General features: G+C 74.4%; 17 protein-coding genes. 11 read left to right on the top strand and 6 right to left on the bottom strand.

The genetic code is table 11. The features are described from left to right. Positions 1-39: 39 nt before the first annotated feature. Both OG429_RS17700 and serC read right to left on the bottom strand, forming a co-directional pair. Positions 40-3,177 carry a sacsin N-terminal ATP-binding-like domain-containing protein gene (locus tag OG429_RS17700; protein WP_328926289.1) on the bottom strand — a complete coding sequence of 1,046 codons (3,138 nt, stop codon included), beginning with the start codon at positions 3,175-3,177 and terminating at the stop codon, positions 40-42. Positions 3,178-3,325: 148 nt separating this feature from the next. Further along, the gene (gene serC / locus OG429_RS17695; protein ID WP_328926288.1) at positions 3,326-4,444 is read right to left on the bottom strand and encodes a phosphoserine transaminase; all 1,119 of its coding nucleotides are present in this window, start codon (positions 4,442-4,444) and stop codon (positions 3,326-3,328) included. Positions 4,445-4,528: 84 nt separating this feature from the next. On the opposite strand from serC, the gene OG429_RS17690 reads away from it, so the two are divergent. The 3 genes from OG429_RS17690 to OG429_RS17680 are packed head-to-tail and all read left to right on the top strand — an operon-like array spanning position 4,529 to position 8,677. After that, positions 4,529-7,333, top strand: coding sequence for an FAD-binding and (Fe-S)-binding domain-containing protein (locus OG429_RS17690; protein WP_443051267.1), 2,805 nt, complete (start codon positions 4,529-4,531; stop codon positions 7,331-7,333). Positions 7,334-7,379: 46 nt separating this feature from the next. Continuing rightward, positions 7,380-8,321 carry an EamA family transporter gene (locus OG429_RS17685; protein WP_328926287.1) on the top strand — a complete coding sequence of 314 codons (942 nt, stop codon included), beginning with the start codon at positions 7,380-7,382 and terminating at the stop codon, positions 8,319-8,321. Next, entirely contained in the window at positions 8,321-8,677 is a 357-nt protein-coding gene (locus OG429_RS17680; protein ID WP_328926286.1) for a DUF1801 domain-containing protein, read from the top strand. The genes OG429_RS17685 and OG429_RS17680 overlap by 1 nt, the downstream gene beginning before the upstream one ends. A gap of 22 nt (positions 8,678-8,699) precedes the next feature. On the opposite strand, the gene cutA is transcribed toward OG429_RS17680, so the two are convergent. Then, complete coding sequence (cutA, locus tag OG429_RS17675) at positions 8,700-9,062, bottom strand: divalent-cation tolerance protein CutA (RefSeq protein WP_328926285.1); 363 nt, start codon at positions 9,060-9,062, stop codon at positions 8,700-8,702. Continuing rightward, entirely contained in the window at positions 9,008-9,568 is a 561-nt protein-coding gene (locus OG429_RS17670; protein WP_328926284.1) for a helix-turn-helix transcriptional regulator, read from the bottom strand. The genes cutA and OG429_RS17670 overlap by 55 nt, the downstream gene beginning before the upstream one ends. On the opposite strand from OG429_RS17670, the gene OG429_RS17665 reads away from it, so the two are divergent. Then, on the top strand, positions 9,557-9,706 hold the full coding sequence (locus OG429_RS17665) for a hypothetical protein (RefSeq protein WP_328926283.1): 150 nt from the start codon (positions 9,557-9,559) through the stop codon (positions 9,704-9,706). The two genes, OG429_RS17670 and OG429_RS17665, sit on opposite strands and share 12 nt — an antisense overlap. A gap of 100 nt (positions 9,707-9,806) precedes the next feature. Here OG429_RS17665 and OG429_RS17660 read toward each other — a convergent pair whose 3' ends face one another. Beyond that, complete coding sequence (locus OG429_RS17660; protein WP_328926282.1) at positions 9,807-11,429, bottom strand: CocE/NonD family hydrolase; 1,623 nt, start codon at positions 11,427-11,429, stop codon at positions 9,807-9,809. Between the two features lie 347 nt (positions 11,430-11,776). On the opposite strand from OG429_RS17660, the gene OG429_RS17655 reads away from it, so the two are divergent. From OG429_RS17655 to OG429_RS17625, 7 genes are all read left to right on the top strand, one after another. After that, complete coding sequence (locus tag OG429_RS17655) at positions 11,777-12,601, top strand: TIGR03084 family metal-binding protein (protein WP_328926281.1); 825 nt, start codon at positions 11,777-11,779, stop codon at positions 12,599-12,601. Positions 12,602-12,669: 68 nt separating this feature from the next. After that, on the top strand, positions 12,670-14,334 hold the full coding sequence (locus OG429_RS17650) for an acyclic terpene utilization AtuA family protein (RefSeq protein WP_405681400.1): 1,665 nt from the start codon (positions 12,670-12,672) through the stop codon (positions 14,332-14,334). Then, on the top strand, positions 14,331-15,929 hold the full coding sequence (locus OG429_RS17645) for an acyl-CoA carboxylase subunit beta (protein WP_328926279.1): 1,599 nt from the start codon (positions 14,331-14,333) through the stop codon (positions 15,927-15,929). Before OG429_RS17650 ends, OG429_RS17645 begins: the two co-directional genes overlap by 4 nt. 8 nt (positions 15,930-15,937) lie before the next feature. After that, positions 15,938-17,881, top strand: coding sequence for an acetyl/propionyl/methylcrotonyl-CoA carboxylase subunit alpha (locus OG429_RS17640; protein ID WP_328926278.1), 1,944 nt, complete (start codon positions 15,938-15,940; stop codon positions 17,879-17,881). After that, on the top strand, positions 17,878-19,038 hold the full coding sequence (locus OG429_RS17635) for an acyl-CoA dehydrogenase family protein (RefSeq protein ID WP_328926277.1): 1,161 nt from the start codon (positions 17,878-17,880) through the stop codon (positions 19,036-19,038). The genes OG429_RS17640 and OG429_RS17635 overlap by 4 nt, the downstream gene beginning before the upstream one ends. A 319-nt stretch (positions 19,039-19,357) precedes the next feature. After that, the gene (locus OG429_RS17630) at positions 19,358-20,095 is read left to right on the top strand and encodes an enoyl-CoA hydratase family protein (protein ID WP_328926276.1); all 738 of its coding nucleotides are present in this window, start codon (positions 19,358-19,360) and stop codon (positions 20,093-20,095) included. Further along, the gene (locus OG429_RS17625; protein WP_328926275.1) at positions 20,083-20,694 is read left to right on the top strand and encodes a TetR/AcrR family transcriptional regulator; all 612 of its coding nucleotides are present in this window, start codon (positions 20,083-20,085) and stop codon (positions 20,692-20,694) included. Before OG429_RS17630 ends, OG429_RS17625 begins: the two co-directional genes overlap by 13 nt. Positions 20,695-20,769: 75 nt before the next feature. On the opposite strand, the gene OG429_RS17620 is transcribed toward OG429_RS17625, so the two are convergent. Next, positions 20,770-21,876, bottom strand: coding sequence for a citrate synthase 2 (locus tag OG429_RS17620; RefSeq protein WP_328926274.1), 1,107 nt, complete (start codon positions 21,874-21,876; stop codon positions 20,770-20,772). Between the last annotated feature and the right edge of the window lie 37 nt (positions 21,877-21,913).

Below are 21,913 nucleotides of genomic sequence, written 5' to 3'. Positions count from 1 at the left end.
TTTGCATCGTTTCGGGGAGGGGGCCCAGTCGGTCGGGCGTCAGTCGAACCAGCGGTCGCGCGCCAGTTCCGCGGTGCGGGACGGGTCCTCCAGGAGGGCCGCCACCTCGAAGCGGCGGGGCCACTGGCCCGCCGACCAGGCCAGGCCCGCCGCGACGCCCTCCAGGGTGGAGGCGTGAAGGGTGCCGTCCGGGGTGCGGCGCCAGTCCAGCTCGGTGCCCCCCGCGATCAGTTCCTCGTGCTCGACGTAGGTGTACGGGGTCGAGGGGCCCAGCAGGATGCGGACCGGCTCGGGGACCTCGTGCTCCTCGCCCGGCGTGGTCACCTCGGCCGGAACGGTCTCCGACAGCCGCCGGACCTGGAGGAGGTCCGCCAGGTCGGCCGCCCGGGACGGGGCGACCGGGAGGAGGGGCAGCCCCACCGTCAGCGGGAGCAGGTCCGGGGCGTCGGCGATGACCGCGTCCGCCGCGTCCACCACGCGGACCTCGCCGTCCACCACCGCACGCAGCTCGTCCGGCAGGGTGACCTGCTCGGGGTCCAGGTCCGCCAGCGCGGCGTACAGGCCGTGCAGCTGGCGGCCCGTCACCTCGCGGTCCGGGTCGGCGAGGCGGCCCAGGAGCTCGGCCGCGCCGCCCGGCTCGTCCAGCAGGGCCGCCACGGTGGTCCGTACGCCCAGGGCCCGCAGCACCTGCTCGTCCTCGAAGCCGGTCGCGTCCGCCGGGGTGTAGAGGCCCTCCAGCAGCGGATCGCCGCCCGCCGCGCGCAGGCCCGCCGGGCGGCGCCCGTCGAGCACCGGGTGGTCGCGCAGCCACCACGCGGTGTACGGGCGCACGGACTGCGTGGTGCCGTCCGGGAGGAGGATGCGCACGGGCTGGGTCAGGGCGTCGCGCAGCGGCGGCTGCGCCAGCATGGCCAGGGCCTGGGGCCAGCAGTCGTCGTCGACCAGGTCGAGGTCGCGCACGGCGACGAGCTCGGTCGCCACCGGCGGCACCGGGGTGTCCGGCAGCTGGTCCAGGACGTCCTCGCACCAGACGTCCACCGCGTCGAGCAGGCCCGCGTCGTCGGGCTCGGCGAAGTCCCCGTCGCGCGGCTCCAGTTCGTCCGGGTCCAGGACCACGTCGGTGGCGCGCACCAGCTGGAAGGCGGCCAGCACCCCGCAGGCGGTGAGGGTGTCGGCGTCCCACCGGGAGGCCAGTTCGGCGTCCACGTACGGGATCTCGTCCTCGCGGATGACCGAGGCGAGCGGCGATCCGGGCAGCAGCAGTTCGCCCGCCGGGGTCAGCTCCCCGTCCTCGTCCGGGAGGGCCAGCGCCCCCAGCCAGGGCTCGTCGCCCGGGCTCAGATCGGCGTCGCGGACCAGGCCCAGGACGACGTCGGCCAGTTCCTCCGGGTCCAGCGCGTCCTCGTCCCAGATCTCGCCCGCGTCCATCGATCCGGCGACGGCGGCCCGGACCTGCGGGGTCGTGAGCACCGCGCGCGGCGTCGCGGGCAGGGCCCCGAGCTTCTCCAGCAGCGGGTGCGCCGCGTCCGGGTGGGCCACCTTCAGCCCCAGCCGGGCCAGGTCCGCGGGGGTGTCCGCGTACGGGAGCAGGACGTGGCGCGGCCCGATCGTCGTACGGCTGTCGGCCAGCGGCACGGGAAGCCCGGACAGCCGGTCGGGGTCGACGCCGGCGAGGCTGTCGTAGAGCCGGTGCCACCAGTCGGGGGTCCGCTCGATGCCCGCGATCCGCTCGATGGCGTCGCCCAGCGGGAGCCGGCCCACGCCCAGGGTGCGCAGCTCGGGGCGGCGCTCCAGACCGGCCGGGAGCAGGGTCGGCAGGACCTCGGCGAGGACCCGTACGGTATCGGCGCCCGCGCCCTCCACGACCTCGGCCTCGAACGGGCGCAGGGCGCTGCGCTCCTCCGCGTGCTCGGGCGGCGCGGCGGGGGCGAGGAAGGCCGTACGGGGCAGCCGCCGGAGGATGGCCGCGCGCAGGGCCCCGTCCAGCTCGCCCTTGCCGAGCGGGCCGGGCACCAGGTCCACGAGGGCGGTGGCCACCGGGTCCCAGGCGCCGAGGAGTTCGGCGTACGCGTCGGCGGCGCGCTCCACGAGGAAGTCGGTCAGCGGCCCCGGCGCGGGATGCCGGCGGGAGGTGTCCAGCGGCAGGGTCGCGATGAGCAGGGCCGGGATGCCCAGCGGCTCGTCGGTCGGGGTCGGGGCGTGGACCACGGGCGCGGTGGCCGGGTACAGCGGGGCGCCGTCGGTGTCGACGGGCACCGCCCAGGACACCGCCCAGGCGGGCCGCAGCCGCTCCTCCACGGGCCGGTCGGCGAGCAGGGCCCGCTCGATGGGGCCGCCGTGGCGGACGGTGCGCCAGCGGTTCGTCCCCGACCGGGAGTCCTCGATGACGGTGTACGGGCCCTCGTCGCGCCGGTACAGGGTGCGGATGCCGCCGGCCCCGCCGTCCGACGGTGTCTCGATGACGACCTCGCGCAGCCCCGGCAGGGTGAGCAGCAGGGCGTCGTCGACGGCGGCGAGGAGCCGCTCCACCAGGTCCTCGGCGGCGGCGTCGCGCAGCGGGAGGACCACCACGGTGTCGTAGCCCTGGGGCGCGGTGCCCTCGGCGGGCAGCGGGAGCCGCAGCAGGGGGACGTGGCCGTCGCGGCGGCGCAGCTCGTCGCCGAGGCCGGGGCTGCCGACGGCGGCATCGCGGGCCAGCTCGCGGGCCTCGGCCAGGGACCAGCGGACGCCGCCGTGGCGGCCGAGCACCGCGGGTTCGTCGGAAACGGCGAGGACGGCGGCGAAACCGACGCCGAAGCGGCCGACGGTGTCGCCCGAGCCGGCCCCGGATTCCCGCTTGGCGGAGGCGCGCAGGGTACTCAGGGACTCCACGCCCGTGGCGTCCAGCGGGGCGCCGGTGTTGGCGACGGCCAGCACCGCGTGCCCGCCCTCGCCGGGGTGCAGGGTGAGCCGCATCCGGCCCGGTACCCCGGCACGGGCCGCGGCGTCCGCGGCGTTCTGCGCCAGCTCGACGACGAGCCGGTCGCGGTAGCCGCCGAGGGCCAGGTCCTCCTCGGCGTTGGCGTCCTCGCGGAACCGGGCCGGGCCCGCGCCCCAGGAGTCGAGCACCCCGCGCCGCAGCCGGGCCGTGCCGAAGGGGTCCACACCGCTCTGGGCCGCCGTCACTCGCACGCTCACGCCGCTGCCTCCAAGAATCGCCGTACCCGAACTCCTGAAGGTAGCGCGTGCGGGGCCGCTTCCTCCCGGTGAGGTGGGCGGACGTCACCACGCCGGTACGACGGAGCCCCCGGTGACGAGAGGTCACCGGGGGCTTTGAGGGGGACTGCTAGAGCTTCTCGATCACGTAGTCGATGCAGGTGGTCAGCGCCTGCACGTCCGCCGGGTCGATCGCCGGGAACATCGCGATGCGGAGCTGGTTGCGGCCGAGCTTGCGGTACGGCTCGGTGTCCACGATCCCGTTGGCGCGCAGCACCTTGGCCACGGCCGCCGCGTCGATGTCGTCCGAGAAGTCGATCGTGCCGATGACGGCGGAGCGCTTGTCGGCGTCCACGACGAACGGGGTCGCGTACTTCGACGCCTCGGCCCAGCCGTAGAGGTTGCGCGCGCTGGCCGCCGTACGGCCGGTCGTGAACTCCAGACCGCCCTGGCCGTTCATCCATTCCAGCTGCTCGTTCAGCAGGAAGAGGGTCGACAGCGCCGGGGTGTTGTACGTCTGGTTCTTCAGCGAGTTGTCGATCGCCGTCGGCAGCGAGAAGAACTCCGGGATGTGCCGACCGGAGTCGTGCACGCGCTGCGCGCGCTCCAGGGCGGCCGGGGAGAACGCGGCCAGCCACAGGCCGCCCTCCGAGGCGAAGGACTTCTGCGGGGCGAAGTAGTAGACGTCGGTCTCGGTGATGTCCACCGGCAGGCCGCCGGCGCCCGAAGTCGCGTCCACCAGGACGAGGGACCCGGCGTCGGCGCCCGCGACGCGCTTGATCGGCGCCGCGACACCCGTCGAGGTCTCGTTGTGCGTGTACGCGTACACGTCCACGCCCGCCTCGGCGACCGGCTCCGGGTGCGTACCCGGCTCCGAGGAGATCACGGAGGGCGCGTCCAGCCACGGCGCGAGCTTCGCGGCCGTGGCGAACTTCGAGGAGAACTCGCCGAAGGTGAGGTGCTGGGACTTCTGCTCGATCAGACCGGCGGTCGCGATGTCCCAGAAGGCGGTGGAGCCGCCGTTGCCCAGGATCACCTCGTAGCCCTCGGGGAGGGAGAAGAGGTCCCGGAGCCCCTGGCGCACCGAGCCGACCAGGTTCTTGACCGGGGCCTGGCGGTGAGAGGTTCCGAGCAGGGAGGTACCGGTGGCGGCGAGGGCGTCCAGCGCCTCGGTCCGCACCTTGGAGGGGCCCGCGCCGAAGCGTCCGTCGGCGGGCTTGATGTCAGCGGGAATCTGGATCTCGGCCACGAGCGGAGCGTATCGGGTCCAGGTCCACGCCTTGGAGCCGCGTCCACCCGATGAGACGCAACCGACGGTGGGAGGCTGGGGGACGTGACGTCACCCGGGGAACTCGAACGGACATTGCGGGCGGAGCTGCGCGGCGAGGTGGACTTCGGGGCCGCGGCGCGGGCGCTGGTGACCATGGACGCCTCCAACTACCGGCGCGTCCCGGTGGGCGTGGTGGCCCCGCGCGACGCCGAGGACGTGGCGGCCGCCCTGCGCGTGTGCGCCGACGCCGGGGTCCCGGTCGTCCCGCGCGGCGGCGGGACCTCCATCGCCGGACAGGCGACGGGGACCGGGGTGGTACTCGACCTCACCCGGCACATGAACGCCCTGGTGTCGGTCGACCCGGCCGCGCGTACCGCCGTGGTCCAGCCCGGGCTGGTGCTCGACCGGCTGCGGGACGCGGTGCGCCCGTACGGGCTGACCTTCGGGCCGGACCCCTCCACGCACTCCCGCTGCACCCTCGGCGGCATGATCGGCAACAACGCGTGTGGCGCCCACTCGGTCGCCTGGGGGACCACCGCCGACAACGTGGCCGAGCTGGCGGTGACGGCGTACGGGGGCTCCCCGTACCGGATCGGCACCGGCTGGGCGGGGGCTCCGGCGGGGCTGCGGGAGCTGGTCGACGGGAACCTGGCCCTCCTGCGCACGGGGATGGGCGGCGGCGGCCCGGTCGGCGGCGGCGGCTCGGGCGGCTTCTCGCGGCGGATCTCCGGCTACGGCGGGCTGGACGCCCTGCTGCCCGAGCGGGGAGCGGAAGTGGCCCGGGCCTTCTGCGGGAGCGAGGGCACGCTCGGGGTGGTGACCGAGGCCGTGGTGCGCCTGGTGGAGGCGCCGCGCGCGCCGGTGCTCGCGGTGCTCGGGTACGCGGACGAGAGCGCGGCGGCGGACGCGGCGGCGGGGTTGCTCCCGTACCGCCCGCTGACCGTGGAGGGCATGGCGGAAGACCTGGTCAGGGGCGTGGGCGGACTGCCGCGGGGCGGGGCGTGGCTGTTCGTGGAGATGGCCGACGAGGGCGGCGCGCGGGAGCTCGTACGGGGCGCTGACGCGCTCGACGCGGTGGTGGTTACGGATCCGGCGGGGCAACGGGCCCTGTGGCGGATCCGGGAGGACGCGGCGGGCACGGCGACGCGGCTGCCGGGAGGGGAGATGGCCTGGCCGGGGTGGGAGGACTGCGCGGTGCCGCCGACCCGGCTGGGGGCGTACCTGCGGGAGTTCCGCGCCCTGCTGGCGGCGCACGGGCTGCGCGGATCGCCGTACGGACACTTCGGCGAGGGCTGCGTCCACGTACGGATCGACTTCGACCTGGCGTCGGCGGACGGCGTGGCCCGCTTCCGGGCCTTCTCGTCCGACATGGCGGATCTGGTCGTCGCCCACGGGGGCTCGCTGTCGGGGGAGCACGGGGACGGGCAGGCGCGGGCGGAGCTGCTGCCGAGGATGTACGGCCACGACGTGGTCCGGCTCTTCGGCGCGTACAAGGACGTGTGGGACCCGGCGGGCGGGATGAACCCGGGGATGCTGGTCCGGCCGGGCCGCCTGGACGAGAACCTCCGCTTCGCCGTGCTGCCGGGGACCTCCTTCGCGAGTGAGGTCGCCCGGTGCGTCGGCGTCGCGAAGTGCCGTTCCTCGGACGTCGGCGGGCCGGGGGTGATGTGCCCGTCGTACCGGGCCACGGGGGAGGAGCGGCACTCCACGCGGGGCCGGGCCCGGCTGCTGCACGAGATGCTGGCCGGGGAGGTCGTGCGGGACGGCTGGCGGTCGGCGGAGGTCGCCGAGGCGCTGGACCTGTGCCTGGGCTGCAAGGGGTGCCTCAGCGACTGCCCGGTGGGCGTGGACATGGCCTCGTACAAGTCGCAGTTCCTGCACCACCACTGGGCGGGCCGCGTCCGTCCACTCGCCCACTACACGCTGGGCGGCCTGCCCCGGTGGCTCCGCCTGATCGCCGCGCTGCGGATGGCGGGCGTCGTGAACGCGGCGGGTCGGCTGCTTCCGGTGCCGGGCGTGGCACGGGAACGGGCGCTGCCGGCCCTGGCGGCCGAGCCGTTCACGCGCTGGTGGCGGACCGGCGCCGCGGCGCGGCTCCGGGCCGAGCCCGGAAGCCGCCCGCAGGGCGCCGCACCCACGGCCGCCCCCGCCGTCACCCTCTGGCCCGACACGTTCACGGAGTACCTGGCTCCCGAGGCCGGCCGCGCGGCGGCACGGGTCCTGCGGGCCGCCGGCCTGGAGGTGTCCGTCCCCCGCGGCGGCAGGCTGTGCTGCGGCCTGACCTACCTCTCCACCGGCCGCCTGGACCGCGCCCGCAAGGTCCTCCACCGCACCCTGGACGCCGTGGGCGACGTACCCACACCCGTGCTGGTCCTGGAACCCAGCTGCGCCGCGGCCCTGCGCACGGACCTCCCCGCGCTCCTCCCCGACGACCCCCGCGCGGCACGCCTCGCGGCGGCCGTCCGCACCTTCGCCGAGACGCTGGAGGAGTACGCCCCGGCCTGGCGGCCGCCGCACCTGGACCGGGCGGTGGCCGGCCAGACCCACTGCCACCAGCACGCGGTGCTCGGCGACGCCGCCGACCGGCGGCTGCGCGAGCGCGCCGGCCTGGTGGGCGAGCTCAGCGGCGGCTGCTGCGGCCTGGCCGGGAACTTCGGCTTCGAGCCCGGCCACCACGAGGTGTCGGTGGCGTGCGCCGAGGAGCAGCTCCTGCCGTCCTTGCGCGCGGCCCCGCGGGACGCGGTCGTCCAGGCCGACGGGTTCTCCTGCCGTACCCAGATCGCCCAACTGGGCGGGGTCCGGGCCCGCCACCTGGCGGAACTCCTGGCGGAAGGGCTGGCAGAAGACCCGGCGGCGGAGGGGCTGTAAGGCAACGGGCGCGGGATCACTCCTTACGGGCCCGTAGTCTGGACGAATGACCGCACCGTCCTCCCCCTCCACGACCACGACCGTGCCCGCCCCGGCGACAGCCCCCCTCGCCGTGCCCCCCGCGGGCCGCGCCCCGGCCCGCTTCGGGCCCGTCGCGCTGGTGATCTCGGCGGGGGTCTCGGTGCAGTTCGGCGCCGCCCTCGCGGTCATGGTCATGCCGAGGGTCGGGGCGGCGGGCGTGGTCACCCTGCGCCTCGCGGCCGCCGCGGTCGTGCTGCTGCTCCTGTGCCGCCCCAAGGTCCGCGGCTACGTCCGGGCCGACTGGGGCACGGTGGTCGCCTTCGGAGTGGCCATGGCGGGCATGAACGGCCTCTTCTACCAGGCCATCGACCGCATCCCGCTCGGCCCGGCCGTCACGCTCGAGGTGCTGGGGCCGCTCGCCCTCTCGGTCGTCGTCTCCCGGCGCCTGGTGAACTTGCTGTGGGCGGGCCTGGCCCTGGCCGGTGTCGTGCTGCTGTCCAGCCACGGCGGGGGCGGCTTCGGCGGCCTCGACCCGCTGGGCGCGGCCTTCGCGCTCGGGGCGGGCGCGATGTGGGCGGCGTACATCGTGTTCAGCGCGCGTACGGGCCGCCGCTTCCCGCAGGCCGACGGCCTGGCCCTGGCGATGGCGGTGGCCGCGGTGCTCTCGCTGCCGCTGGGCATCGTCGAAGCCGGCTCCGACCTGCTGGTCCCGAGCACCCTCGCGCTGGGTGCCGGCGTGGCCGTGCTGTCCTCCGTGCTCCCGTACACCCTGGAACTCCTGGCCCTGCGGCGGCTCCCGGCGCCGACCTTCGCGATCCTGATGAGCCTGGAGCCGGCCATCGCGGCCACCGCGGGCTTCCTCGTGCTGAACCAGGCCATGTCCGCCCTGGACGCGGTGGCCATCGCGCTGGTGATCGCGGCCAGCATGGGCGCGGTCCGCTCGCAGACCCGGAAGCAGGCAGCCTGATGGACGCCGCCACGTACCTGGCCGGTGTCCCGGAGGCCCGCCGCCCGGCCCTGACCAGGCTGCGGGAGCTGTGCCTGGCGGAACTGCCGGGCTTCGCGGAGGTCATCGCGTACGGCATGCCCGCGTACGTGCGGCCCGGCGAGGAGGCCGCGGAGATCGCCTGGGCGAACCAGAAGCAGTACGTCTCCTTCTACCTGATGCGTACGGACATCCGCGACGCCTTCGCGGACCGGCTGGCCGCCCACGACATGGGCAAGAGCTGCCTCCGCTTCCGCCGCACGGACGGCATCGACTTCGGCCTCCTGCGCGACCTCCTGCGGGCGACGGCCGGGGCCGCGCCGGGCAAGGTCTGCTGACGCCCGGTACCGGAGCGGCCGCCTACTCGGGGGCGGTCTCCGCGGCGACCCACGCGAGGTACGCGGCGGAGCCGGTGGTGACGGGGAGCACGATCCACTCCGGCACGTCATAGGCGTGTTCCGCCCCGACCCACTCGGCGAGGGCGGGCAGCCGCTCTCGCGTCGTCCTGTAGGAGACGCGCCACTCCGTGGCGCTCTCCACGCTCCCCTTCCACCGGTAGACGGCGGTGACGGGCGGGTCGATGTGCGCGCAGGCCGCCAGCCGCAGTTCCACGGCGCGCCGCGCCAGTTCCCTCGCCTTGAGCTCGTCGTCGACGGTCGTCTGCGCGATCACGATCGCGGTCCCGGTCCCGGCCGCGCTGTCGGTCTCGGTCTCGTTCGCCACGGTGCCCCTCCTGCGTCGGTGTCCCCGACCCTAGGCCCGTCGGCGTAGCGGGCCGTCATCGCCGCGAGAGTGGCTCCGATGCGGGTGCGGAGTCCGGGCGGGGAGAGGACCTCCGCCTCCGTGGCCAGGGCCAGGAACTGGGCCTCCGCGTGGTCCGCCGACTCGATCGGGAGGACCGCCCGGGTCCACCCCGGCAGCTCCGGATCCGGCTCCCCGGTGGCCGTCAGGGCGCGGGCCTGCGCACCGGTCAGCCGCGCCGCGCCGCGCGCGGAGAGGCGGACCAACGCCTCCTCCGGGTGGAGCCGCGCGTGGAAGTCGGCCTGGGTCCGCCGCCAGTGCGACGCCAGGTCGAAGCCCTCCGGGAGGTCCGCGACGTCCGGCGTCTCCCGGACCGACAGGATCGGTAGGTCCGCGGGGTGTCCGGGCCCGCCACCGGGACGCTCTTCCCGCCCGTCGTGGGCCGGTTCGAGGGTGGCCGGGGAGTCTTCGAGGGCGTGGACACACACGACGGGAAGGCGGTGCGGGTGCGGTTCGTGTGGTCGCGGACCAGCTCCGGCTCCCCGCGCTGGGAACAGTTCTTCTCGGCCGACGGGGGCGACAGCTGGCTGCACAACTGGACGATGGACCTCACCCGGCGACCCTGAGGCCGGGCCGGTGAAGGGCCCGCCGGCCAGGGGCCCCGCCGGCCAGGGGACCGGCCGGCGGGGCCGGCGCCGGGGTGGGGCGCCGGGGTGGGGCGCCGCCCTATCCGAGGGGCAGGTCCAGGTACGAGGGCGTCTGCTCCGGTGAGGTGAACGCCAGCGTCGCGCGCGGCAGGTTGGCGTCGCCGTAGAAGGGGTCGCGGGCGTCGATCACCAGCATCAGCCGGTTGCCGCGCTGGACGTCGTACGCCGTGGCCTGGAGCTCGATCTCCGCTCTGATCAGGCTGTCGGGCGCGGATTCGAGGTCGGAGTACGGGGCGTGCGTGACGATGTGGGCCGAGCCGTCGGGCGCCACGTCGAGGAGGTAGGCGACGAAGGTGGACCCGGGGTTGGCCGCCCGGTACGTCACGCGCAGCTTTGGTGTGCCGCGCAGCCGGGTGGTCTCCGCGGCCGGGGCCGATGCCCACACCGCGGCGACGGAGCGGTCGATGTCGTCCGTCGGGTAGACCTTCGGCCGGCCGGCCATCTCCGCGTATCCGGCCGTGACGACCGCGTCGGCGACGGTCGCCGTGGTGTCCACCCCGCACACCACGGTCGCCGTCCAGCCGGCCTCCGGCTCCTCCGCCAGTTCCCCGCCGCCCGCCAGGTGCAGCCGGTGTATGTGCTCGGTGAGGGAGGGCCAGGTCGGGCGAGGTTCGAGGGTCTTGCTCCACATCACCTCGCTGAGCACCTGGCCCTCGTCGGCGATGCCGTTGTCGACGCCCTTGAGGTGGTGGTCGAACCAGCGGTGGGCGTCCGTCCAGATCCGGTTGGGCAGGCCGAACATGCCGGACGACTCGGGCCCGGAATGGTCGCCGATGGACAGGACCAGGCGCTTGGGGCCGGTCAGCTCGTTGAACATCTTCAGGGTCTGGTTGGGCGGGAAGAGCGTCTCGTGCCAGGCGTGCGCGTAGAAGACCGGCACCTCGCGCCGGTTGAGCTCCTTGATGTGCGTGAAGGGCGAGCGCGGCTCCGCCCAGGCCAGGGTGCCCGGGACGTCGCGGCCGGCGAGGACGTTGTCGAAGACGCTCTGCGTCTGCGGGCTCAGCCGCGCCTTCTCGGCGGCCTTGAGCAGGGCCCGTACGGCCTCGACGTGGCGCGTGGAGTTCTCGTAGAACGCCTCCCCGAGATCGCCCCAGCTGCTGAGCGCGACCACCGCGTCGACCCGGGTGTCGTGCGCGGCGACCAGCTGGCTGATGCCCGAGCCGTACGAGTCCCCGAGGAAGCCGATCCCCGTCACCGGCCCGGCACTGCGCTCGACGAGGTGGTCCAGGGCACGGCTGCCGTCGGCGACGTCGAGCGCGCCCGCCACCTCCACCTGGCCCTCGGAGGCGGCGAAGCCGCGGGTGGTGTAGGCGAGGACGTTGTAGCCGCGGGCCGCGAAGACGGTGGCCTGGACGGCGTAGACGAGCCAGCCCAGGCTGGTCCAGGGCGAGGGCATCACGATCAGCGGGCGCGGCTGGATCCCGGTGTGGCGCCAGAGCGCGGCGTCGAGCAGGTCCCCGTCGGCGCCGGTCACCTTGCCACGGGTGAAGACGGCGACGGAGCGGAGCTCGGCGACCTCGGCGGCGCGGGCGGGGGCGAGGCCGGTGACGTCGCCGCTCTCCAGGGCGGTGACGAAGGCGCCGAGGGCGGTCGCGTCGAGTTCGGGATAGAGGGAGAAGGGGGTTCGGGCGGCTTGGGTCACGTCTGCTCATCCTCTTCGTCGTCTGCGTCGAGTGACATGAACGTGCTTGCGAGCGCGATCGTGGTCGCGTGTTCGCCCGGGCCCGGAGCGGAACGTCCAGTATCGACGGGACATCCGGTGACGTTTCGCGAGTTTCCGGCTTACGGCCTGAATCGCCCCCTGCGGACCGGGCGGGGACGGCGGCGCGAGACCAGCCCCGTTCGTGGTCGGCGTCAACTTCCTTTGCCCGGAGCCGGGTTGGCGGGGGTGGCGGGAACGCGCCGCCCTCCGATCAAATCATGCAAGCATGCTTGATTGTTTTCGCGGAGGCTGCCAGTCTTCCCCTCACGCCGAGAGGGGAGCACACCGTGCCCGATCCGTCCGCCGTCGATGCCACTGCCGCAGCCGCTGCCGCCGTCTTCGCCGATCTGCGCGAGGAGGGTCTTGAACTGGACGCCCTGGTTGCGGAGTTGCCGGTGTCCGACTGGGCCCGGCCCACCCCCGCGCCGGGCTGGAGCGTCGCCCACCAGATCGCCCACCTGCACTGGACGGACCGGGCCGCACTGATCTCCCTCACCGACGCCGACGGCTTCGGCCGCATGACCGAGGAGGCCCTGAAGGCCCCCGACTCGTTCGTCGACGAAGGCGCGGAGGAGGGCGCGGGGCTGCCACCCGCCGAGCTGCTCGCCCGCTGGCGCTCCACGCGCGGCGCCCTCGGCGAAGCCCTCGCCGGGGCCTCGCCCGACACCCGCTTCCCCTGGTACGGGCCGCCGATGAAGGCCGCCTCCATGGCCAGCGCCCGGCTCATGGAGACCTGGGCGCACGGCCAGGACGTCGCCGACGCGCTCGGTGTCCGCCGCACCCCGACCGCCCGGCTGCGGCACGTGGCCCGGATCGGTGTACGGGCCCGCGACTACGCCTACGCCGTACACGGACTGGACGCGCCCGCCGAGGAGTTCCGGGTGGAGCTGACGGCCCCCGACGGCACGGACGTGTGGGCGTACGGCCCGCCGGACGCCCCGCAGCGGATCACGGGCCCGGCGCTCGACTTCTGCCTCCTGGTGACCCAGCGGGCCCACCGCGCCGACCTGGCCCTGTCGGCGACCGGCGGCGACGCGGACCGCTGGCTCGGCATCGCCCAGGCCTTCGCGGGCCCGGCGGGCCCCGGCCGCGAGCCGGGAGCCTCGCGGTGACCCGCCGTCCGCTGCGCGTCGGCAACGCGTCCGGCTTCTACGGGGACCGCTTCGACGCCCTGCGCGAGATGCTGACCGGCGGCGAGCTGGACGTGGTGACCGGGGACTACCTGGCCGAGCTGACCATGCTGATCCTCGGCCGCGACCGCCTGGAGAACCCGGACCTCGGCTACGCCAAGACCTTCCTGCGGCAGCTGGAGGAGGGGCTCGGGCTCGCGCACGAACGCGGCGTACGGATCGTCGCGAACGCCGGCGGCCTGAACCCGGCCGGACTGGCCGACGCCGTACGGGCGCTGGCGGCCGAGGCGGGGGTGCCCGTCCGCGTCGCGCACGTCGAGGGCGACGACCTGATGCCGTACGGGGAAGGGGCGCTCACCGCCAACGCCTACCTCGGCGGCGCCGGGATCACCGCCTGCCTGCGGGCGGGCGCGGACGTGATCGTGACCGGCCGGGTCACGGACGCGGCGCTGGTCAGCGGCCCTGCGGCCTGGTGGTTCGACTGGGCGCCGGACGACTACGACCGGCTGGCCGGCGCGGTGGTCGCGGGCCACGTCCTGGAGTGCGGGACCCAGGCCACCGGCGGGAACTACTCCTTCTTCACCGCGCACGACGTCCGCCGCCCGGGCTTCCCCCTCGCGGAGATCTCCGAGGACGGCTCCTCGGTGATCACCAAGCACCCGGGCACGGGCGGGGCCGTCACCACCGGCACGGTCACGGCCCAACTCCTCTACGAGACCCAAGGCGTCCGCTATCTCGGCCCGGACGTGACGGCCCGCCTGGACACGGTCCGGCTGACCGAGGAGGACACCGACCGCGTCCGCGTCACGGGTGTGCGCGGAGAGGCTCCCCCGACCTCCCTCAAGGTGGGCGTCACCCGCATCGGCGGCTGGCGCAACGAGGTGGTCTTCGTCCTGACCGGCCTGGACGTCGAGGCGAAGGCGCAGCTCGTCCGCGCCCAGCTCTCCGACGCCCTGGAGGGCGTGGCCGACGCCGCGTGGACCCTGTCCCGCACGGACCACGAGGACGCCCCGACGGAGGAGACGGCCAGCGCCCTCCTGCGCCTGGTGGTCCGCGACCCGTCCCCGGACCGCGTGGGCCGCGGCCTGACCTCGGCGGCGATCGAACTCGCCCTGGCCAGCTACCCGGGGTTCCACGTCACCGCCCCGCCCGGCCCGGCCCAGCCGTACGGGGTCTTCACCTCGGCCCTGGTCCCGGCGTCGGACGTCCCCCACGCGGCTGTCCTCCCGGACGGCACCCGCGTACCCGTCCCGGCGGCGCCTCGAACAGCCCCGCCGGCGTATGAGGCGCGGGGGGCCGGGGGCGGAGCAACGGTTCCGGGAGGGGCCGGCGCGGGGGAGAGCCCCGAGGGGCCCACCACCCGCGCCCCCCTCGGCGCGGTGGCCGGGGCCCGCAGCGGCGACAAGGGCGGTGACGCCAACGTCGGGGTGTGGGTCGAGTCCGACGCCGCCTGGGCCTGGCTCGAACGCACCCTCACCGTCGAGCTGTTGCGGGAGCTGCTCCCCGAAGCCCGGGACCTGCCCGTCACCCGCCACGCGCTGCCCCGGCTGCGCGCCCTGAACTTCACCGTCACCGGCCTCCTCGGCGACGGGGTCGCCTCCGGCCACCGCTTCGACCCCCAGGCCAAGGCCCTCGGCGAATGGCTCCGCGCCCGCCACCTCGACATCCCGTCCCACCTGCTGCCCACACCCGCCCCGGAGGGGACCGGCTCATGACCCGCCTCGGCACCACCGTCGACCCCCACGCCCCCGAGCACGCGCAGGCCCGTACCGCCGCGCTGGAGCGCCTGGCCGCGCTCGACGCCGAACACGCCAAGGCCCTCGCGGGCGGCGGTGAGAAGTACACCGCCCGCCACAAGACCCGCGGCAAGCTCCTGGCCCGCGAACGCGTCGAACTGCTCCTCGACCCGGACACCCCGTTCCTGGAGCTGTCCCCGCTCGCCGCCTGGGGCAGCGACTACCCCGTCGGCGCCTCCATGGTCACCGGCATCGGCACGGTCGAGGGCGTCGAATGCCTGGTCACCGCCAACGACCCCACCGTCCGCGGCGGCGCCAGCAACCCCTGGACCCTGAAGAAGGCCCTGCGGGCCAACGAGATCGCCCGGCAGAACCGCCTGCCCTGCATCAGCCTCGTGGAGTCCGGCGGCGCCGACCTGCCCTCCCAGAAGGAGATCTTCATCCCGGGCGGCGCGATCTTCCGCGACCTCACCCGGCTCTCGGCCGAGGGGATCCCGACCGTCGCCGTCGTCTTCGGCAACTCCACCGCCGGAGGCGCGTACATCCCCGGCATGTCCGACCACACCATCATGATCAAGGACCGTTCCAAGGTGTTCCTCGGCGGCCCGCCACTGGTCAAGATGGCCACCGGCGAGGAGAGCGACGACGAGTCCCTGGGCGGCGCCGACATGCACGCCCGCACCTCCGGCCTCGCCGACTACTACGCCCTCGACGAGCACGACGCGATCCGCCAGGCCCGCCGCGTCGTCGCCCGCCTGAACCACCGCAAGCCGCACGCGGACCCGCCGAAGGCCGACGAGCCCCTCTACGACCCCGAGGAGCTCCTCGGGATCGTCCCGCCCGACCTCAAGACGCCCTTCGACCCCCGTGAGGTCATCGCCCGCATCGTCGACGCCTCCGACTTCGACGAGTTCAAGCCCCTCTACGGCACCAGCCTCGTCACCGGCTGGGCCACCCTCCACGGCTACCCGGTCGGCATCCTCGCCAACGCCCAGGGCGTGCTGTTCAGCGCCGAGTCGCAGAAGGCCGCCCAGTTCATCCAGCTCGCCAACCAGCGCGACATCCCCCTGCTCTTCCTCCACAACACCACCGGCTACATGGTCGGCAAGGAGTACGAGCAGGGCGGCATCATCAAGCACGGCTCGATGATGATCAACGCGGTGTCCAACTCGCGCGTCCCCCACCTCTCCGTCCTGATCGGCGCGAGCTACGGCGCCGGCCACTACGGCATGTGCGGGCGCGCCTACGAGCCCCGCTTCCTCTTCGCCTGGCCCAGCGCCAAGTCCGCCGTCATGGGCCCGCAGCAGCTCGCGGGGGTGCTGTCCATCGTGTCGAGGCAGTCCGCCGCCGCGAAGGGGCAGCCGTACGACGAGGAGGCGGACGCCGGGATGCGCGCCTTCGTCGAGGCGCAGATCGAGTCCGAGTCCCTGCCGATGTTCCTGTCCGGACGGCTGTACGACGACGGGGTCATCGACCCGCGTGACACCCGCACCGTCCTCGGCCTGTGCTTGTCGGCCGTCCACAACGCCCCCGTCGAGGGCGCCCGCGGCGGCTTCGGCGTCTTCCGGATGTGAGCCCTCACATGACCCTGCCCAGCACCCCCCTTTCGGCCGTACTGGTGGCCAACCGCGGCGAGATCGCCGTCCGCGTCTTCCGCACCGCCCAGGCCCTGGGCCTGGCCACCGTGGCCGTCCACTCCGACCCGGACGCCGACGCCCTCCACGTCCGCACCGCCGACGCGGCCGTACGCCTCCCCGGCGCGGCCCCCGCCGACACCTACCTGCGCGGCGACCTGATCATCAAGGCGGCCCTCGCCGCCGGGGCCGACGCCGTCCACCCCGGCTACGGCTTCCTCTCCGAGAACGCCCGCTTCGCCCGCGAGGTCCAGGCCGCCGGGCTGACCTGGATCGGCCCGCCGCCCGAGGCCATCGAGGCCATGGCCTCCAAGACCCGTGCGAAGGAGCTGATGCGCGCCGCCGGGGTCCCGCTCCTCGACCCCGTCGACCCGGCCACCGCCACCACCGCCGACCTGCCCCTCCTCCTGAAGGCCGCGGCCGGGGGCGGCGGCCGCGGGATGCGCGTCGTCCGCGATCTCGACGCCCTCAAGGAGGAACTGGAAGCCGCCTCCGCCGAGGCCCGCTCCGCCTTCGGCGACGGCGAGGTCTTCGCCGAGCCCTACGTGGAGCGCGGCCGCCACGTCGAGGTGCAGATCCTCGCCGACGCCCACGGCACCGTCTGGGCGCTGGGCACCCGCGACTGCTCCCTCCAGCGGCGCCACCAGAAGGTCATCGAAGAGGCCCCGGCGCCGGGCCTGCCGGACCGCCTGCGCGAGAGCCTGCACGAGGCCGCCGTCGCCGCCGCCCGCGCCGTCTCCTACCGGGGCGCGGGCACCGTCGAGTTCCTCGTCACCGCCGACGGGCGCCCGTACTTCCTGGAGATGAACACCCGGCTCCAGGTCGAACACCCCGTCACCGAAGCCGTCTTCGGTCTCGACCTCGTCGCCCTCCAGCTGCGCGTCGCCGAGGGCGCGGCCCTGCCCCTGACCCCGCCACCGCCCACCGGCCACGCCGTGGAGGCCCGCCTCTACGCCGAGGACCCGGCCCAGGACTGGCGCCCCCAGACCGGAGTGCTGCATACCCTCGCCGTCCCCGGTGAGGTCCGCGTGGACACCGGCTTCACCGACGGGGACACCGTCGGCATCCACTACGACCCCATGCTCGCCAAGGTCGTCGCCCACGCCCCCACCCGTGCCGAGGCCGTACGCGCCCTCGCCCACGCACTCGCCGGAGCCCGCATCCACGGGCTCACCACCAACCGCGAGCTCCTCGTACGCTCGCTGCGCCACCCGGAGTTCACCGCCGGACAGCTCGACACCGGTTTCTACGAACGCCACCTCACAGCCCTCACCGAGGAGGCCCCGGACGCCACCCTGTCCGCCCTGGCCGCGGCGCTCGCCCAGGCCGCCCCGGCCCCCGACGCTCCACTCGCCGCCCGCCTCGGCGGCTGGCGCAACGTCCGCTCCCAGCCCCAGACGCGCCGCTACACGGCGGCCGGCACCGCGGCCACCGAGTACACAGTCCGCTACCACCCCGTGGACCACCCGGGAGTTCGGGTCCTGGCCGCGAGTCCCACCCTCGTCACCCTCGAAGTCGAGGGAATCCGCCGCGTGTTCCACGTGAAACAAAATTCGAACAAGGGTGAGGTCTACGTCGACTCGACGCTCTGCGGATCCCACACCCTCACCGTCGTCCCCCGGTTCACCGACCCCCAGGACCGCACCGAACCGGGCTCCCTGCTCGCCCCCATGCCCGGCACCGTGGTCCGCCTCGCCGAGGGCCTCGCTCCCGGCAGCCCCGTCACCGCCGGGCAGCCCCTGCTCTGGCTGGAGGCCATGAAAATGGAGCACCGCATCCTCGCTCCCGCCTCCGGCACGCTCACCGCGCTCCACGCCGCCACCGGCCAACAGGTCGAGTTCGGCGCCCTGCTCGCCGTAGTCCAGGAAGCACAGGAGGCACCGCAATCATGAGCCCCGTCATCGAAACCGAAGAGCACAAGGCCCTGCGTACGGCGGTCGCCGCCCTCGGCCAGAAGTACGGCCGCGCCTACCTCGCCGGCCTCGCCCGCGAGGGCGGCCACCCCGACGAGCTGTGGGCCGACGCCGCCAAGCTCGGCTATCTCGGCGTCAGCCTGCCCGAGGAGTACGGCGGCGGTGGCGGCGGCATCACCGAACTGTCCATCGTCCTCGAAGAGCTCGGGGCCGCGGGCTGCCCCCTCCTCATGATGGTCGTCTCACCCGCCATCTGCGGCACGGTCATCTCCCGCTTCGGCACCGAGGACCAGAAGCGGTCCTGGCTCCCGGGCCTCGCCGACGGCAGCCGCACCATGGCCTTCGGCATCACCGAACCCGACGCCGGCTCCAACTCCCACCGCATCACCACGACCGCCCGCCGCGACGGCGACGACTGGATCCTCACCGGCCGCAAGGTCTTCATCTCCGGCGTCGACATCGCCGACGCCACCCTCATCGTCGGCCGCACCGAAGACGCCCGCACCGGCCGTCTCAAGCCGTGCCTGTTCATCGTCCCCAGGGATGCCCCCGGCTTCACGCACTCGCCGATCGACATGGAACTCCAGGCGGCGGAGAAGCAGTTCGAACTGGCCCTGGACGAGGTACGGCTGCCCGCCGACGCCCTGGTCGGCGAAGAGGACGCGGGCCTCCTCCAGCTCTTCGCCGGACTCAACCCCGAACGCATCATGACCGCCGCCTTCGCCATCGGCATGGGCCGCTACGCCCTCGCCAAGGCCGTCGACTACGCCAAGACCCGCCAGGTCTGGAAGGACCCCATCGGCGCCCACCAGGCCGTGGCACACCCGCTGGCCGCAGCCCACATCGAGCTGGAACTGGCCCGCCTGATGATGCAGAAGGCCGCCCATCTCTACGACGCGGGCGACGACATGGGCGCGGGCGAGGCCGCGAACATGGCCAAGTACGCCGCCGCCGAGGCCTGCGTGCGCGCGGTGGACCAGTCCGTCCACACCCTCGGGGGCAACGGCCTCACCCGCGAATACGGCCTGGCCTCCTTGATCACCGCCGCCCGCGTGGCCCGTATCGCCCCGGTCAGCCGCGAGATGATCCTCAACTTCGTCTCCCACCAGACCCTGGGCCTCCCCAAGTCCTACTAAGGCGAGCAGGGTCCGGGCCCGACGGCTTGGACGGGGACGGGGTGGGGTGTCGGCCGGGACGTAAAACGTGATTTGTGGCGCGTGCCAGGCCCGTCAGGCCCGAAGCAAGGCCTGGGGCGCCATACATCATGCAGTCCCGGCCGACACCCCACCCCGGCCCCGGCCACGGCCCCGCGCAGCCGGGCCAAACCCCGGGGGGGGGACCGGCGCAGCCGAGCCCCACCCCGCCAAGCCCCCGGCAGGGACCAACCTTGCCAAGGCCGCATACCCTCCCCCGGGAGACCCCGCCCCGTTCCGCACACCCCGCTCCGGAGGAGACATGCCCCCACTCGTGCACGCCGCGCAAGCGACCGGCGTAGCCACGCTCACCCTGGACTCCCCGGCCAACCGCAACGCGCTGTCCGAAGCCCTCGTCGCAGACCTCCGCGCCGCCCTCGCCACCGCCGCCGCGGACCCGGCGGTCCGCGCCCTCGTCCTCACCCACACCGGCACCACCTTCTGCGCGGGCGCCGACCTCAAGTCCCCGTCCGCCCCGGCCGACTTCGTGGCCCTGCTCCGGGAGATCGCCGAACTGCCCAAGCCGGTCGTCGCCCGCGTCACCGGCCACGTCCGGGCCGGCGGCCTCGGGCTGCTCGGCGTCTGCGACATCGCCGCCGCCGGACCGCAGTCCTCGTACGCCTTCACCGAGACCCACCTCGGCCTCGCGCCCGCCGTGATCTCCATGCCGCTGCTCCCGCGCCTCGACCCGCGCGCCGCCGCCCGCTACTTCCTCACCGCCGAGCGCTTCGACGCCGCCGAAGCCACCCGGATCGGCCTGCTGACCCTGCACGCCGACGACGTCGACGAGGCCCTGGAGCCCGTCCTCGCCGGCCTGCGCAAGGCCTCCCCGCAGGGCCTGGCCGCCACCAAGGCGCTGACCGCCGCCTCCGTACGCGAGGCCCTGGAGCGCGACGGCGCCCGCCTGACGGAGCTGTCCGCGGAACTCTTCGCCTCCGCCGAGGCCCGCGAGGGAATCACCGCCCGCTTCGAGCGCCGGGACCCGTCGTGGTCGCTGTGACCAGCCCGAAGCAGGGCTCCACGCACGGGCCGAAGCAGGCCCGCAGCCGCGTCACCCGCCGGCACCTCCTGGAGGCCGCCGTCTCCTGCCTGGCCGAACACGGCTGGGCCGGCTCCACCGTCTCCGTCGTCGCCGAACGCGCCGGCGTCTCGCGCGGCGCGGCCCAGCACCACTTCCCGACCCGCGAGGACCTCTTCACCGCGGCCGTCGAGTACGTCGCCGAGGAGCGGTCCACGGCCCTGCGCGAGCTCTTCCACGCCGGTCCCGCCGCCCGCGCCTCCGTGGTGGAGGCGCTCGTGGACCTGTACACGGGCACTCTCTTCCGGGCCGCGCTCCAGCTGTGGGTGGCCGCCTCCAACGAGGAGCAGCTGCGCCCCCGGGTCACCGAACTGGAGGCCCGCGTCGGCCGCGAGACCCACCGGATCGCCGTCGAACTGCTGGGCGCCGACGAGTCCGTTCCGGGCGTACGCGAGACCGTGCAGGGCCTCCTCGACATGGCCCGCGGCCTCGGCCTGGCCAATGTCCTCACCGACGACACGGCCCGGCGCGCACGCGTGGTCGCCCAGTGGGCCCGCATCCTGGACGCGGCCCTGGGCTGAACGCGAGTACGAGAACGCGAAGGGCGTCGCACCCCGGACGAACCGGGATGCGACGCCCTGGCGTGCGAGAGGCGATCAGGCCGTCTCGGCGATGTCCGCGTAGCCCACGATGTCGCGGGGGTCGCGCCGCCCCGGCCCGATGTAGCGGGCCGACGGACGCACCAGGCGGCCCGTGCGCTTCTGCTCCAGGATGTGCGCCGACCAGCCGGCGGTACGGGCGCAGCTGAACATCGAGGTGAACATGTGCGCCGGCACCTCCGCGAAGTCCAGCATGATCGCCGCCCAGAACTCCACATTGGTGGCCAGCACCCGGTCGGGACGGCGCGCGTGCAGCTCCTCCAGCGCGGCCTTCTCCAGCGCGGCGGCCACCTCGTAGCGCGGCGCGTCCAGCTCCTTCGCGGTACGCCGCAGCACGCGCGCACGCGGGTCCTCGGCCCGGTAGACGCGGTGCCCGAAGCCCATCAGCCGCTCGCCCTTGTCCAGGGCCTTCTTCACGTACGCCACGGCGTCGCCGGTGCGCTCGATCTCCTCGATCATGCCGAGGACGCGGGACGGCGCCCCGCCGTGCAGCGGCCCGGACATCGCGCCGACGGCGCCGGACAGCGCGGCCGCCACGTCCGCACCGGTCGAAGCGATCACCCGCGCGGTGAACGTGGAGGCGTTCATGCCGTGCTCGGCGGCCGAGGTCCAGTACGCGTCGACGGCCTTGACGTGCTTGGGGTCCGGCTCGCCCCGCCAGCGGATCATGAACCGCTCGACGACGGACTCGGCCTTGTCGATCTCCCGCTGCGGCACCATCGGCAGGCCCTGGCCGCGGGCGGACTGGGCGACGTACGAGAGCGCCATGACGGCCGCCCGCGCGAGATCGTCGCGCGCGGTGCGCTCGTCGATGTCCAGGAGCGGTTTCAGACCCCACACGGGGGCGAGCATGGCGAGCGCGGACTGTACGTCGACGCGGATGTCGCCGGAGTGGACCGGGATGGGGAAGGGCTCGGCGGCGGGCAGGCCGGGGTTGAAAGCACCGTCGACCAGCAGACCCCAGACGTTCCCGAAGGAGACGTGACCGACGAGGTCCTCGATGTCTACTCCGCGGTAGCGGAGCGCACCGCCTTCCTTGTCCGGTTCGGCGATCTCCGTCTCGAACGCGACGACCCCTTCGAGCCCGGGTACGAAGTCGGACATCAGGCGGCTCCTCAGATAGTGCGAACACGCGCGGCTC

The sequence above is a fragment of the Streptomyces sp. NBC_00190 genome, assembly GCF_036203305.1.
Taxonomy (GTDB): Bacteria; Actinomycetota; Actinomycetes; order Streptomycetales; family Streptomycetaceae; genus Streptomyces.
The sequence above is the reverse complement of the archived record's forward strand: the minus strand, read 5'-3'. Positions and strand labels throughout refer to the sequence as shown.